The 15,012-nt window shown below is 64.5% G+C and carries 13 protein-coding genes; 6 read left to right on the top strand and 7 right to left on the bottom strand.

Annotation, left to right across the window (positions count from 1 at the left end; all coding sequences use genetic code 11):
* Positions 1–897, bottom strand: a complete 897-nt coding sequence (locus ACFFWD_RS04480) for a LysR family transcriptional regulator (protein WP_376961859.1) — start codon at positions 895–897, stop codon at positions 1–3.
* Positions 898–1,143: 246 nt separating this feature from the next.
* On the opposite strand from ACFFWD_RS04480, the gene ACFFWD_RS04475 reads away from it, so the two are divergent.
* Genes ACFFWD_RS04475 through ACFFWD_RS04455 form a run of 5 tightly spaced genes read left to right on the top strand, consistent with a single transcriptional unit; the run spans position 1,144 to position 7,102 of the window.
* Positions 1,144–1,620, top strand: coding sequence for a formate dehydrogenase subunit gamma (locus ACFFWD_RS04475; RefSeq protein ID WP_376961858.1), 477 nt, complete (start codon positions 1,144–1,146; stop codon positions 1,618–1,620).
* The gene (locus ACFFWD_RS04470) at positions 1,617–3,173 is read left to right on the top strand and encodes a formate dehydrogenase beta subunit (RefSeq protein ID WP_376961856.1); all 1,557 of its coding nucleotides are present in this window, start codon (positions 1,617–1,619) and stop codon (positions 3,171–3,173) included. Before ACFFWD_RS04475 ends, ACFFWD_RS04470 begins: the two co-directional genes overlap by 4 nt.
* An 11-nt stretch (positions 3,174–3,184) precedes the next feature.
* The gene (fdhF, locus tag ACFFWD_RS04465) at positions 3,185–6,061 is read left to right on the top strand and encodes a formate dehydrogenase subunit alpha (protein ID WP_376961854.1); all 2,877 of its coding nucleotides are present in this window, start codon (positions 3,185–3,187) and stop codon (positions 6,059–6,061) included.
* Positions 6,062–6,063: 2 nt separating this feature from the next.
* Complete coding sequence (fdhD, locus tag ACFFWD_RS04460; protein ID WP_376961852.1) at positions 6,064–6,900, top strand: formate dehydrogenase accessory sulfurtransferase FdhD; 837 nt, start codon at positions 6,064–6,066, stop codon at positions 6,898–6,900.
* On the top strand, positions 6,884–7,102 hold the full coding sequence (locus ACFFWD_RS04455; RefSeq protein ID WP_376961849.1) for a formate dehydrogenase subunit delta: 219 nt from the start codon (positions 6,884–6,886) through the stop codon (positions 7,100–7,102). The genes fdhD and ACFFWD_RS04455 overlap by 17 nt, the downstream gene beginning before the upstream one ends.
* Positions 7,103–7,217: 115 nt before the next feature.
* Here ACFFWD_RS04455 and ACFFWD_RS04450 read toward each other — a convergent pair whose 3' ends face one another.
* The 6 genes from ACFFWD_RS04450 to ACFFWD_RS04425 all read right to left on the bottom strand — a co-directional run bounded on the left by ACFFWD_RS04450 (position 7,218) and on the right by ACFFWD_RS04425 (position 13,809).
* On the bottom strand, positions 7,218–8,195 hold the full coding sequence (locus ACFFWD_RS04450; RefSeq protein WP_376961846.1) for a LysR family transcriptional regulator: 978 nt from the start codon (positions 8,193–8,195) through the stop codon (positions 7,218–7,220).
* 393 nt (positions 8,196–8,588) lie between these two features.
* Positions 8,589–9,338: a 2-keto-4-pentenoate hydratase gene (locus ACFFWD_RS04445; protein ID WP_376961844.1), complete on the bottom strand. Its 750-nt coding sequence runs from the start codon at positions 9,336–9,338 to the stop codon at positions 8,589–8,591.
* A 6-nt stretch (positions 9,339–9,344) separates the two neighbouring features.
* The gene (locus tag ACFFWD_RS04440; RefSeq protein WP_376961842.1) at positions 9,345–10,775 is read right to left on the bottom strand and encodes an amidase; all 1,431 of its coding nucleotides are present in this window, start codon (positions 10,773–10,775) and stop codon (positions 9,345–9,347) included.
* Positions 10,776–10,788: 13 nt separating this feature from the next.
* Entirely contained in the window at positions 10,789–11,838 is a 1,050-nt protein-coding gene (locus tag ACFFWD_RS04435) for a TRAP transporter substrate-binding protein (RefSeq protein WP_376961839.1), read from the bottom strand.
* Positions 11,839–11,881: 43 nt separating this feature from the next.
* Positions 11,882–13,189 (bottom strand): TRAP transporter large permease, encoded by a 1,308-nt coding sequence (locus ACFFWD_RS04430; protein WP_376961837.1) that lies wholly within the window; start codon positions 13,187–13,189, stop codon positions 11,882–11,884.
* Entirely contained in the window at positions 13,189–13,809 is a 621-nt protein-coding gene (locus tag ACFFWD_RS04425; RefSeq protein WP_376961834.1) for a TRAP transporter small permease subunit, read from the bottom strand. The genes ACFFWD_RS04430 and ACFFWD_RS04425 overlap by 1 nt, the downstream gene beginning before the upstream one ends.
* Before the next feature lie 284 nt (positions 13,810–14,093).
* Between ACFFWD_RS04425 and ACFFWD_RS04420 the strand changes: the two genes are divergently transcribed.
* Positions 14,094–14,840, top strand: a complete 747-nt coding sequence (locus tag ACFFWD_RS04420; protein WP_376961832.1) for a GntR family transcriptional regulator — start codon at positions 14,094–14,096, stop codon at positions 14,838–14,840.
* The last annotated feature ends 172 nt before the right edge of the window (positions 14,841–15,012 follow it).

The raw sequence follows: 15,012 nt of genomic DNA, 5'->3' as shown, positions 1-15,012 counted from the left end.
CTACGGCGCCTCCAGCGTCGGCGCGACTTCGCGCGCGACTTGCACCAGGGCCGCGATCAACGGCGTCATCGGATCGCGCTGCGGGATCACCATGCCGATGCTGTAGTTCACGACCGGGTCCACGATCGGAATGCTGCGCACGGCATCCGCAAGGCCGAGCGTTTCCGCGAGCTTGGCCGGCATCACGCTGGCCCAGCGGCCGGTCTTGACATGGGTATAGAGCACGAGCAGCGAATTCGACGTCAGCGTCGGCGTCGCCTCGGCGCCGACCGAGGTCAGCGCGCGATCGATGATGCGGCGGTTCTGCATATCGGGGGTCAGCAGGCACAGCGGCACCGTCCCGACCTCCTTCCAGGTCACCTGCTTGCGGTCGCCGAACATGCCGTCTGGCGACGTCAGCAGGCGATAGCTCTCGTTGTAGAGCGGGATGGTGCGCACCTTGCCGATCGGCTCGTTCTCGATATAGGTCAGCCCGGCATCGACCTCGAGGTTTTCGAGCAGGCCGAGCACGTCGGCCGAGGTGCAGGACTGGATGCGGAAGCGCACGTCCGGATGGCGCGCGCGGAACGGCGTCGTCAGCGACGCCACCATGCCGAGCACGGTCGGGATCGCCGCGATGCGGATTTCGCCCGACAGCTTGTCCTTGAGGCTGTTGATCTCCTGCTTCATCGCCCGCGCGTCGCCGACGATCCGCCGCGCCCAGTCGAGCGTGCGCTCGCCCTCCGGCGTGAAGCCCTGAAAGCGCGAGCCGCGCTGCACCAGCATGACGCCGAGGATTTCCTCGAGCTGCTTGAGGCTGGTCGACATGGTCGGCTGGGTGACGCCGCAGGCCTCGGCCGCCCGTCCGAAATGCCGCTCCTTGGCCAGCGCCAGCAGAAGTTCAAGCTTGTCGATCAAGTGGCAAACCCCATCGCAAAAACGGTGTCCCGGAACCGTCACAAATATCACGACCGCGGCGCGATCCCTAACCCCAAAGCGCACCGGAAGCCGGTGATTTCAGGCGATTATTGCGATCTCAAATCATCCGATTGCGCAAGGCTATTAATCGCGTTTCGCAATCGCCGCATGAGACAGCTTTATTGATGTTTCGAAGGATTCCAACTCTCTTACCGGGAGTCGAGGAAACGGATTTTGAGGGCGCGGATGACGTCGGTTTACGAACCCTGGAGCGAGGCGCGCGGCGCCGAAATCATCGCCGAACATGCCGAGCTCGAAGGCGCCACGCTGGTGATCCTGCATGCGTTGCAGGAGGCGTTCGGCTATGTGCCGGAGCCTGCGATCCCGATGGTCGCGTCCGCGCTGCGCCTGTCGCGCGCCGAGGTCCACGGCGTCTTCACCTTCTACCATGACTTCCGCAAGGAGCCCGCCGGACGCCATGTGCTGAAGCTGTGCCGCGCCGAGGCCTGCCAGGCCGCCGGCGGCGATGCGCTGGCCGCGCGCGTCGAAGCAAAGCTCGGGATCTCGCTTGGCAACACCCCGGCCGACGAGCGCGTAACGCTGGAGCCGATCTACTGCCTCGGCCTGTGTGCCACCGCGCCGTCGGCGATGCTGGACGGCCGCGTGGTCGGCCGGCTCGACGAAGCGCGCATCGACGCGCTGGTCGCGGAGGCGCAACGATGACGATGCGAATCTTCGTTCCGCGCGATGCCGGCGCGATCGCAGTCGGCGCCGATAATGTCGCTGCCGCTTTGGAGTTGACGGCCGCGGAGCGCGGCGTGCCGATCGAGATCGTCAGGACCGGCTCGCGCGGGCTCTATTGGCTGGAGCCGATGATTGAGGTCGCGACCGCGCAGGGCCGCGTGGCCTATGGCCCGGTGAGCCTGGCTGACGTCCCTTCCCTGCTCGACGCAATCGGCAATGGCGGCCCGCATCCGTTGCGGCTTGGCGTCGCGGACGAAATCCCCTGGCTGAAGCGCCAGACCCGCCTCACCTTCGCCCGCTGCGGCGTGGTCGATCCGCGCTCGGTCGAGGACTATCGCGCGCATGGCGGCTACAGGGGCCTCGAGCGGGCGCTGACGCTAACGGCAGACACAATCCTTGCCGACGTCACTACCTCAGGCCTCCGCGGCCGCGGCGGCGCCGGCTTCCCCACCGGCATCAAGTGGAAGACGGTCGCGCAGGCGCAGGCCGATCGAAAATACATCGTCTGCAACGCCGACGAGGGCGACAGCGGCACCTTTGCCGATCGCATGATCATGGAAGGCGATCCCTTCGTGGTGATCGAGGGCATGACGATAGCGGGCCTCACGGTCGGCGCGACCAAGGGCTACATCTACATCCGCTCGGAATATCCGCACGCGGTCGAAACCATGAACGCGGCGATCGGGGCTGCGAAGCGCGCGGGCTACCTCGGCAGCCGTGTAGGCGGCTCCGTGCACTCCTTCGATCTCGAAGTGCGCGTCGGCGCCGGCGCCTATGTCTGCGGCGAAGAGACCTCGCTACTCGAAAGCCTCGAAGGCCGCCGCGGCATCGTGCGCGCCAAGCCGCCGCTGCCGGCGCACAAGGGCCTGTTCGGCCGGCCGACCGTGATCAACAACGTGCTGTCGTTCGCGGCGATCCCGTTCATCCTCGACAATGGCGCCAAGGCCTATGCCGATTTCGGCATGGGCCGCTCGCGCGGCACGATGCCGATCCAGCTCGCCGGTAACATCAGGTATGGCGGCCTGTTCGAGACCGCATTCGGCGTCACGCTCGGCGAGCTCGTCGACGAGATCGGCGGCGGCACGTTCACCGGACGGCCGGTGCGTGCGGCGCAGGTCGGAGGGCCGCTCGGCGCCTATTTCCCCCGCGCGCTGTTCGACACACCGTTCGACTATGAAGCCTTTGCCGCGCGCGACGGCCTGATCGGCCATGGCGGCATCGTGGTGTTCGACGACAGCGTCGACATGGCGAAACAGGCTCGCTTCGCGATGGAATTCTGCGCGGTCGAATCCTGCGGCAAATGCACGCCGTGCCGGATCGGCTCGACGCGCGGCGTCGAGACCATCAGCAAGATCATCAACGGCGAGCGCGTCGCCGAGAACCTCGCCGTGGTCGAGGACCTCTGCAACACCATGAAATTCGGCTCGCTCTGCGCACTCGGCGGCTTCACGCCCTACCCCGTGCTGAGCGCCTTGAAACATTTCCGGGAAGATTTTGGCCCGGCACCGGCCACGCTACAGGCCGCGGAATAGAGGAGATCACGATGTCGCTGATCCAGGAAATCGATTTCGGCACGCCCAAATCCAAATCCGAGACGATGGTCACGCTGACCATCGACGGGCAGAGCATCACGGTGCCGGAGGGTACCTCGATCATGCGTGCGGCGATGGACGCCGGCACGCAGATCCCGAAACTCTGCGCGACCGACATGGTCGACGCGTTCGGCTCCTGCCGCCTCTGCCTGGTCGAGATCGAGGGCCGCGCCGGCACGCCCGCTTCCTGCACCACGCCGGTGATGCAAGGCCTCGTCGTGCACACCCAGACCGAGCGATTGAAGAAGCTGCGCAAAGGCGTGATGGAGCTCTACATCTCCGACCATCCGCTGGACTGCCTGACCTGCGCTGCGAACGGCGACTGCGAATTACAGGACATGGCCGGCGCGGTCGGCCTGCGCGACGTCCGCTACGGCTATGAGGGCGAGAACCATGTTTTCGCCAAGTCGAATGGCTGCACCAACGACAATTGGATGCCGAAGGACGAGTCCAACCCGTATTTCACCTACGATCCCTCGAAGTGCATCGTCTGCTCGCGCTGCGTCCGCGCCTGCGAGGAGGTGCAGGGCACCTTCGCGCTGACCATTGCCGGCCGCGGCTTCGACAGCCGCGTCTCGCCCGGCATGAGCGAGAGCTTCCTCGGCTCCGAATGCGTCTCCTGCGGCGCCTGCGTGCAGGCCTGCCCGACCGCGACGCTGACGGAAAAATCCGTGATCGAGATCGGCCAGCCCGAGCATTCGGTCGTCACCACCTGCGCCTATTGCGGCGTCGGCTGCGCCTTTAAGGCGGAGATGCGCGGCGAGGAAGTGGTGCGCATGGTGCCGTACAAGGACGGCAAGGCCAATCGCGGCCATTCCTGCGTCAAGGGCCGCTTCGCCTGGGGCTATGCCACCCACAAGGAACGCATCCTAAAACCGATGATCCGCGAGCGGATCGAGGATCCCTGGCAGGAGGTGTCGTGGGACGATGCGTTCAACTTCGCAGCCACCAAGTTCAAAGGCATCCAGCAGAAATACGGCCGCGACGCGGTCGGCGGCATCACCTCGTCCCGCTGCACCAATGAAGAGACCTATCTGGTACAGAAGCTGATCCGCGCCGGCTTCGGCAATAACAATGTCGACACCTGCGCCCGCGTCTGCCACTCCCCGACCGGCTACGGCCTGTCGCAGACGTTCGGCACCTCGGCCGGCACGCAGGACTTCGACTCGGTGGAAGAGACCGACGTCGTCATGATCATCGGCGCCAACCCCGCGTCGGCGCATCCGGTGTTCGCCTCGCGGCTGAAGAAGCGGCTGCGCCAGGGCGCAAAGCTGATCGTGGTCGATCCGCGCCGCACCGAAATGGTCGAGGCGCCGCATCTGAAGGCGCTGCATCTGCCGCTGATGCCCGGCACCAACGTCGCCGTGCTGACGGCGCTGGCCCATGTCATCGTCACCGAAGGCCTCGTCAACGAAGGCTTCGTGCGCGAGCGCTGCGACTGGAGCGAGTTCGAGGAATGGGCGGCCTTCGTCGCCGATCCCCGGAACAGCCCGGAGGCGACTGCGATCATGACCGGCGTCGACCCGAAGGACCTGCGCGAGGCGGCACGGACCTACGCCACCGGCGGCAACGGCGCGATCTATTACGGACTCGGCGTCACCGAGCACAGCCAGGGCTCGACCACCGTGATCGCGATCGCCAACCTCGCGATGGTCACGGGCAACATCGGCCGGCCCGGCGTCGGCGTGAACCCGCTGCGCGGCCAGAACAACGTGCAGGGCTCCTGCGACATGGGCTCGTTCCCGCACGAGCTGCCGGGCTATCGCCATATCTCGGGCGACGCGGTGCGCGACCAGTTCGAGGCGATGTGGAACGTCAAGCTCAACAAGGAGCCCGGCCTGCGCATCCCCAACATGTTCGACGCCGCGATCGAGGGCACCTTCATGGGGCTCTACGTGCAGGGCGAGGACATCCTGCAGTCCGACCCCAACACCAAGCACGTGGTGGCGGCGCTGTCGTCGATGGAATGCGTCATCGTCCATGACCTCTTCCTCAACGAGACCGCGAACTACGCGCACGTGTTCCTGCCCGGCTCGACCTTCCTGGAGAAGGACGGCACCTTCACCAATGCCGAGCGCCGCATCCAGCGCGTGCGCAAGGTGATGACCCCGCGCAATGGGCTAGCCGACTGGGAAGTGACGATCGGCCTCGCCAGGGCGATGGGCTTTGACATGAAATACAGCCATCCCTCCGAGATCATGGACGAGATCGCGGCACTGACGCCGACCTTCATCGGCGTGTCGTATGCAAAGCTCGACGAGCTCGGCTCGGTGCAGTGGCCCTGCAACGAGAAGGCACCGGAAGGCACGCCGATAATGCATATCGGCGGCTTCGTGCGCGGCAAGGGCAAGTTCATCGTCACCGAATATGTCGCGACCGACGAGCGCACCGGCCCGCGCTATCCGCTGCTGCTGACGACGGGGCGCATCCTCAGCCAGTACAATGTCGGCGCGCAGACCCGCCGCACCGACAATGTGGTCTGGCATGCCGAGGATCGCCTCGAGATCCACCCGCACGACGCCGAGCAGCGCGGCGTGCGCGACGGCGACTGGGTGCGGCTGGCGAGCCGTGCCGGCGAGACCACGCTGCGCGCCGAGATCACCGATCGCGTCGCGCCGGGCGTGGTCTACACCACGTTCCACCACCCGGACACGCAGGCCAACGTCATCACGACCGATTTCTCCGACTGGGCGACCAACTGTCCGGAGTACAAGGTCACGGCTGTGCAGATCTCGCCGTCCAACGGACCGAGCGACTGGCAGAAGGCCTATGACGAGCAGGCGCGCCACTCCCGCCGCATCGCGCCTGTCGTGGAAGCAGCGGAGTAACGATGCGCGATCCCGTCCACAAGGCGGAGCGGAAGGTCTGGCGCGATGGCCGCTTCACCGCCGGCGCGCGACTGATCCCCGAGGAAACCGCGCTGGCACTGACCTACAATGGCGGCACCTACGCCGTGATGATGGGCACGCCGGAAGATCTCAGCGATTTCGCCATCGGCTTCAGCCTGAGCGAAGGCATCGTGCAGTCGGCCGACGAGATCGAGACGCTCGACATCGTCGAGCTCGATGACGGCATCGAGCTCAGGATGTGGCTTAGGCCTGATAAGGCAGAACTGATCAACGAGCGGAGGCGACATATTGCCGGTCCCACCGGCTGTGGCATCTGCGGCATCGAATCCATCGCCGAGGCGGTTCGGCCGGCCGCGATCGTGCCGTACGGCCGATCCTTCGCGCCGCGCGAGATCATGACCGCGATGGCGGCGGTGGCGCCGCTGCAGGAGATCAATCACCAGACCCGCGCCATGCACGCCGCAGCGTTCTGGGTGAAAGCAGCCGGCATCGTCGCGCTGCGCGAGGATGCCGGCCGTCACAACGCGCTCGACAAGCTCGCCGGGGCGCTGGCGCAGGACAAGGTCGTGAGAAGCGAAGGCATGGTGCTGCTGACCAGCCGCGTCTCGGTCGAGATGGTGCAGAAGACGGCCGCGATCGGCGCGCCACTGCTGGTCGCAGTATCGGCGCCGACAGCGCTTGCGGTACGCTTGGCGGATGCCGCCGGCATCACGCTCGCCGCGATCGCGCGCTCGGACGGATTTGAAGTGTTCACGCATCCGGAACGCGTCACGGCCGCCGTGACCGCCAGGGAGGCCAATTATGTCGTCGTCGCCTGAGAAGCTGATCTACATGGCGAACCAGATCGGAAAGTTCTTCCAGAGCCAAGGCCACGACCGGGCGGTGCAGGGAATTTCCGAGCATATCTGGAAGTTCTGGGACCCGCGGATGCGCAAGCAGATCTTCGCCCATCTCGACGCCGGCGGCGCCGGGCTCGACCCCAACGTCCGCGACGCGATCGCGAGATTGAAAGAGGCGTAGGACAGCCTGTTTTCAGGCGGCGGCGCCCCACGCCCCAGACATCGTGGCATGGCATGATCTCCTGGACGGACCCAGGTTGCGCCTTGAACCGAAAAGCCGCCCCCAGCGGGGCTGCTCACGGCGCGCGTTCGACGCCGTCGCTACGCAAGCCCCGGTCCCAATAGGGCCGCGGGCCGTACAGTCCGGTCACGAAGTCGACGAACATACGCGTCTTGGCCGGCATGAGTTCCCTGCTCGGGTAAAGCGCAAACAGACCGATGCGGCCAGACGACCGGTAGCTGGGAAGGACCACCCGAAGCGCACCCGAGGCGAGCTCTGGCCCGACGTCCCAGGTCGACCTCAGCGCAATGCCGAACCCGGCAACGACCGCCTCTCTGACCGCCTCACATGAATTCGTCCGAAGACGCCCGCGCACCGGCAGGGTAACGGCTCCCTCCGGTCCTTCCAGTGACCAGCAATCCTGATGATCGGGCGCGAGCAGATTATGCGCGGCGAGGTCCGCCATCGTTTCCGGCTCGCCGAAGCGCGCGATGTAGGATGGCGCGGCGCACAGGACACGATGAACCGGCGCCAGCTTTCGTGAGATCAGCGAGGAATCCGCCAATTCGCCGATGCGCAGCGCGACATGGAATCCGCGTCCGACAATGTCGACATAGTCGTCCGTGAGGTCGAGCTCGATCTCGAGGGAGGGGTGGCGCTCCAGAAAGCACGGCAGGTGCGGCGCCACATGCGCGCGGCCGAACGACGCCGGCGCTGTGACACGCAGGACGCCGCGAAGCGAGGTGGATATCTCCGAGGTAAACTCGATCGCCTCCTCGAAAGCCTCGAGAATCCGGCTCACCCGCCGGTGGAAGCCCGCGCCGGCCTCGGTCAACGTGAGCCGGCGGGTCGTGCGCTCGATCAGGCGCGCACCAAGCTTTGCTTCGAGGCGCTGAATCCTCTTCGAGACCACACCGACGGCAACGCCGAGTTCGCAGGCGGCCGCGGTCATGCTGGAGGAAGCGACGACGCGCGCGAAGGTCTCGATGTCTCCCAGATTTGTCGTCTTGTCGGCACCAGCCCGACGGCGATCCTTGACGGAAACGAGACTCACGACGATCGCCCCTACCCGACGGCCGCGACAGGCGGCGCTGCTTCAAGCAAACGCGTTGACCTTCGCCGTTGCGACCGCCAACGGCGTCGGCAAAACGGACTTCCAGCGAGCATCGCCTCGTGCATGCACAATCGCCCCACCACGCCCCAGCGTTCCGGACATGATGAGTGCACCTATTCCTAAGCGCAAGAAATTTTTGCATTTTGCATGCAATTTGTAACAAAACATTGAAATACATAAGATTTCTATATAATATCTTATTCACCGACGGGGCGGATTCTCGAACGCCTTGCACGCGGCCTCCGGCGTCTGATGCGCCTAATCACCCGCGATCATGCATCGCTCATGCCAGCCGCGGTGACCTTGTTGCGGGTCGGCCGGCCTCATCCGCCGTCAAGGGAACCGGGCTTCGGCCACGCCGATCCCATCGAAGACCGCCTGCACGACAGCGCCCGGCTCGACAAACACCATGCCGGTACAAGATCCGGTCGTCATGAACATGCCGGCGCGCATTCCGCCGCGAAATCTCACGCAGTGATTGACGAGCCATTCGACGAGCCAGCGCGGATCGCCCGCGGGGTTTCCGCCCCGCCGATCGGCGATCGCGCGTCCATCGACAGTGAGCCGTACCGGAACGTCGGCGAACGACGCGTTGCGCGCCCGTACTCCCTGCGGATCAAAGACAAAACCTCCATTGCTCTGGTTGTCGGCGAGCACCCACAAGCGATCGGCGTTCTTCCAGTCGGCGAGACGCGTATCCACCACCTCGATCGCCGCATGCACCGACCCGATCGAGGCCCACACCTCCTCACGCGAGACCGGTGCGCTGCGCGCCGCGATGTCGCGGTCGAGGCGGAAGGCGAGTTCGGCCTCGATGCCGATCATGTGAAACGCCGAGGAAGGCCACTCCGCGCGGCTCGCACGAACGAGGCCGGCCATCAGCGGCGCAGCGTTGGGCGTGTCGCCCAGCGCCTTCGCCCCGACCTTCCAACCCACGACCGGGCCGACGCGCGCGGCAACCGCATCCTGCACGGCATAGGATTCGTCGGCCGTAGTCGGGCCCGGCGAGAACGGCGTGATCTGTCGGGATGTCGACCGTGCCTCGATCAACATCGAGGCAGCGCTTTGAATATCGAATGTCATGATGCCCTATATCGATTGGACAAGCGATGGCCAACGGTCGGCCCAGGGATGGCCCCGTTCATATTGCGCCGCGAGGCCGAGCAGGACTTCATCCGCCCCGAACGCGCCTACCAACTGGATGGCGACGGGAAGTCCGCGGCGGGACGGCCGGCACGGGATGCTGATTCCCGGCAGACCGCCGGCATTGGCGAAGGCCGTGAACACGGCATGCCCGCGTGGCCCGACCTGCTTCCCGTCAATACTGTCCGGATACGTGACGTCGGCATCCCACGGCAGCGCTGCGAAGCACGGCGTGAGGATGATATCGAACCGGGCAAAGGTCTCGGCGAACCCGGCGCGGATGCGCGCCACCTTGTCGAGCGCATCGATGTAATCGGCGGCCCTCAAGGCGGCGCCTTGCTCCGCGACCCGGCGCAACGCCGGCTGCACGAGGTTCTCCCAGCCCGGATGACCGCGCAGGAACCAGGCCAGACCTGCGGGACCGATGACGGACCAGACCTGATCGAGAGCCTCGATATCGAACGGGGCCTCGCCCTGCTCGACCAAATGGCCGAGCGCCGCGAATTCGGACGCCGCTTCGGCGACATGGGCCACGATTTCCGGATCGACCGGCGCGTCGCCGAAGTTCGGCACATAAAGGATCCGCCGCGGTTGCGGCTCCGGTGCGATCAGGCTGGTCCAGTCGGGAAATGCCAGCGACGCGCGATCCCGCGGGTCGGGTCCGGCGATCGTTGCGAACAGAAGCGCGACATCGGCTGTCGTCCGCGCGATCGGGCCGATCACCTCGAAGTCGTGCAGGATCGCCGGCAGGCCGTTGACGCGCGCCACGCGCCCGATCGACGGCTTGAGTCCGACCAGCCCGGCGTGACCGGCCGGACGGCGGATCGAGCCGCCGCCATCGGTGCCGATCGCAAACGGACCTAGTCCCGCCGCCACCGCTGCGACTGCGCCGCCGCTCGAGCCCCCCGGTGTCAACCGCGGATTCCAGGGATTGCGGGTAGTCCCGAACAGAGCGCTGTGGGTGTAGCCTTGCAGCGTGAACTCAGGAACGTTGGTCTTGCCGAAAATCACCGCACCCTGGGCTCGCAACCGCGCAACTGGCAGCTCATCGTCCGAGGACATCTGGCCAGCCAGCAGGCGACTGCCCCATGTCGTGGGCAGGCCGCGCACGGGGATATTGTCCTTGACCGTCAGCGGCACGCCATCGAGGGAGCCAAGTTCCTCCCCCTTACTCCAGCGGCCTTCGCTGTCGCGAGCGGCCTGCCGGGCACCCTCGACATCGAAAGCGATGATCGCGTTGAGTTGTGGGTTGACGATTTCGCAGCGACCAAGGACCGCCTCGAGGACCTCGACCGGCGACAACTCGCGCGCGCGATAGGCTCGCGCGAGTTCACCCGCCGTCAGCGACCAGAGCTCAGCGTCGCGTCGCCATGCCATCTCGAGCAGCCAGTTACTTCACGCCGACGATCGGACCGACAAGCTTCTTCCAGGTCGCCGAGCAATCCGGATACGACTTGTCACACACTTCAGCCCAGGTCGGCAGCGAAATGTTCACGAGAGCTTCCCGGATCAGCGTTTGATCCTCCGGCTTCACCTGCACTTCGACCATGCTGAACTTCTTGACCGTCTCACACGGGTCCTTGCCGACGTTGCAACGCACCGCGTCGTCAAAAATGTTCTTGGAGTACGTCCAGATGTCGTCTTCCAGCGCGCGGAAGGCCTGGGTGAACTGAGCCTGCAGTTCGGGGGAAAGGCTCTTCCACTTGTTAAGGTTCATGCCGTAGGCGTTCAGTGCGATCTGGAAACCGATCGGCATGAAATGCGAGGTGACCTCCGGCCACCCCGCGGTGTTCGCCGAGCTCGGGCCGGTGATCGCGCAATCGGTCACGCCACGTTCCAACGCCTGTTGCGTCTCGCCGAACGGGATCGTCACGGGAATGCCACCAAGCTTCTCGACGAACTTGGCAAGCGAGGCGTCGTACACCCGCACCTTCTTGCTCTTGAGATCGCTCAGGCCGGAGATTGGAACCTTGCAGAACACGACCTGCGGGCCGAACGGCCAAAGTCCAAGCAGCTTGGCGCCGTGGCGCTCCTGCAGACGCTTGTCGAACGCATCGCGGTAGGCGTCGACAACCTTCCGCGCAATCGCGTAATCCGGATTGAGGCCGACAATATCCAGGCCGAGGAAGAAAGGCTCGTCCCGCGACACCTGCGCCAGTCGCAGCGACACGATGTCGAACAAGCCGGACTTCAGCACGCGCAACCCGTCTGCATCCTTGACGCCCAGCACATCCTGCGACTTGTAATCGACCTCGACCGGCAGACCGGTGATCTTCGCCATGTTCTCGAAGAACGGCTGCTCCTTCTTCTGCTGGATCAAGCCCGTCGCAAGCAAATTGCCGGCAACGCGCAGTTTGACGGTTTCCGCAGCCGAAGCCGCCGAAATTCCAAGCGCCACGGCTCCGGCGACGCCGAGACCGGTCACGATGCGTTGAAGCATAATCATCCCTCTCTGAAGCGTTGTCATCGATCGTCTCCCGCGCTCACTGGCCGAACAGCACGTTGGGCAAGTAGGTCGCGAGCTGGGGAAAATGAATGAGGATGCCGGTCATCACGATCATCGCCGCAACGAACGGATATGTGCCCTGGAACACGTCGTTGATCGAGCCTTCGCCGCGCACGCCCTGAATCACATACAGGGTCATCCCGATCGGCGGCGTGAGCAACGAAAGCTCACACATCAGAACGATGAAGACACCAAAGAAGACCGGATCGATTCCGACTGCAACAACGAGCGGAAACACCACCGGAACGGTGCCGACCAACATCGGCAATGTCTCGAGCGCGATGCCAAGTATCAGATACATGGCCGCGAGCACCCAAAGCAGCATGGTCGGAGAGACATGCAGGGACTTCACCAGCGAGGCAAGCGATTGCGGAACGCCCAACAGCGCGAGTACGAAATTCAGATACAACGCGGCCACCAGGATGAAAGCCGTCATAGCCGTGAGCCTGATCGTGGCGCGGAAGCAATCGTGCAGCAGTGAGATCGAGAGCTTCCCGTACAGGGCGGCGATCGGGATCGAGACGATGACGCCGAGCGCGGCGCTCTCGGTGACGGTCGCCCAGCCGCTATAGATGCTGCCCATGACGACGCCGAAGATCACGATCGGGCCGGCGAGATGAACGGAGCGCGCCAGCTTGTCGCGCAGCGGCGTGGGCTTTTCCTTCTTGCCCGTCAGATCTGGCCGCCAGAAGCTGATCAGCAAAATGGTCAGGATGAACAGCAGCGTCATGATGATCCCCGGCATGACGCCCGCCATGTAGAGACGGGATGCCGAGGTGTTGGTCATCGAGCCGTAGATAATGAAAGCGACGCCCGGCGGAATGAGATTGCCGAGGCTTGCGCCGGCCGCGATCGATCCGAGAACAAGCCGCTGATCGTAACCGCGATTCCGGAACGAGGGCAGCGCAACCGTGGAGATCGTCGCCGCCGTCGCGACCGATGATCCGGAGACCGCCGAGAACAGCGCCGAGGCGCCGATATTGGTGTGAAGAAGACCGCCCGGAAGCCGGTTGAGCCAGTCGGACAGCGAGTAGTACATCTTGTCCGTGGCGCCGCCGCGAACGAGGATCTCGCCGAGGAGAATATAGAGCGGGATAGAGAGCAGAAGGTAATCGTCGGAGGCACCCCACAACTGTTCGCCGACCGCGGCGATCGCCGGCGTTCCGACGTAGACCGCCGCGCCGAGCAGGCCGACGACAAACATCACCACCGCGACATGCAGGCCGAGGAACATCAGCCCAAGCATGATGGCGAGGCCAATGAAGATATCCAATCCGCCAATCATCACTTCATCTCCTGGGAGGCTGTCGCGCGACGGTCGATATGGACCGTCGATTCACTTTCGATTTCCTCTTCGAGGGTCTGCGGGCCGTAGCGCGCGTTGAGTTTCGTCCAGGCGCCCGCCAGCAGCAGCCGGGTCGCATAGCCTGCGCCCGCCAGCGCGGTTGCGGAGAACACGACGTAACCCAGAAGCCAGATCGATTGCGGCAACCAGAGCGGCGTGCCCAATGGGCTGGCCGCAGTGCTGCGGAGGTCAACGCTCTCCATCAGCACATGGTAGGCGCGATAGGTGAAGAACACCGCCGTCACGGCAAGCGTGAGCATGGCGGCAAAGTTGAGCACCGCGCGCTGCGCTTCCGAGAATCGCGACAGCAGAAAGTCGACCCTGGTGTGTCCGCACGTGATCAGGGTGTAGGAGAAGCCGAACGCGCCGACGGCTGCGAAGGTGTAGGAGCCTATCTCGTCCACACCCTGCAGGCTGAAGCCGAACACCTTGCGCCCAAGCATCTCGACGCATGTCAGGATCGACAGCCCAAGGAGCCACCAGCCGCACGCAATGGCGACGAAATCCACGATCGCATGCAAGGGACGGGTGAAAGAGTTGGAAGGAAGCAGCAACCGCATGTCTCTTTCTCTCCGTGTCCTAAGCTGCCTGCAGTTGCCGGCAGGGTATTTGATGGCTATATCGACGCCGCCCGGACCGGCCGGGCTGTCGGTTCATTGGAATTCCTTCGCGTCGAGCTGTCGTCGCTCTGTCAAAAACTTTGCATGCATTCCTGCGTCGAAGAACAGAAGAGTCGAATACAAGTCCGCGACAATCGCCCGGATTTTCGCCATCTTGTCCAATGTCGCGAACGATCTTTCATGACAGGATAAAATTGGGACTCTTCCGCCGGAGCGCCGCGACCGTGGCCCAGACCACTTTGCATTATGATGAGGCCTCCGACCCCTTCGCGCATGATTCGAAGGAGCGCGAGAGCGATACCCTTCATGGCGAGGTGCTGTCGCGCCTGCGCGACTTGATCGTCGAGGGACGGCTGCCGCCGGCCGCACGCGTACCTGAAAAGGAGCTCTGCGCGGAGTTGGGCGTGTCGCGAACGCCTCTGCGGGAAGCCTTGAAAGTCCTGGCCGCCGAAGGCCTGGTCGAGCTGCGGCCCAATCGGGGGGCCCACGTGCGCCGGTTCACCGAACAGGACGTGCGGAACATGTTTGAAGTGCTCGCCGCCCTCGAAGCCGCGGCCGGGCGGCTTGCCTGCGCGCGCATAACGGATACGGAAATCGCCGCGATCGAGCGCCTGCATTACGAAATGTATGGCCACTACATGCGGCGCGAGCTGCCCGCCTATTTCCGCCTCAACCAGGCGATCCATCTCAGCATTGTCGAAGCTGCGCGCAATCCCGCCTTGACGGAGACGTACACGGGATTCACCGCGCGCATGCGCCAATTCCGATACTCGGCCAACACCGTCGACCAGGACCGTTGGGGCGACGCCATGCGGGAGCACGAGCAGATGCTCGTCGCCTTGCGAGAGCGCGACGGCGTCGAACTTGGATCGATACTATTCGATCACCTTCTGAGGAAGTACGCGGCGGCATCACAGGCCATCGGCCGGGACGCCCGAAGCAGCGAGCGTTCGGCCACGCACGGCGCGTAAGACGCTCCCCTCTAAAGCGCGATGAGATTAGGTTGAATTGTCATCGCGCTTTAGCTTCTTGTTTGAGCATGATCTTTTCGGAAAACCGCTTCACACTTTTCCGGATCATGCTCTAGGTCCTGTGGACATTTACCGCAACCAGAGCATGGTTGCAGCGAGCGTTAGGACAGCA

The sequence above is a fragment of the Bradyrhizobium erythrophlei genome, from assembly GCF_042430365.1.
Lineage (GTDB): Bacteria > Pseudomonadota > Alphaproteobacteria > Rhizobiales > Xanthobacteraceae > Bradyrhizobium > Bradyrhizobium erythrophlei.
Note: the sequence above shows the minus strand (reverse complement) of the source record. Positions and strands in the feature narration are given on the sequence as shown.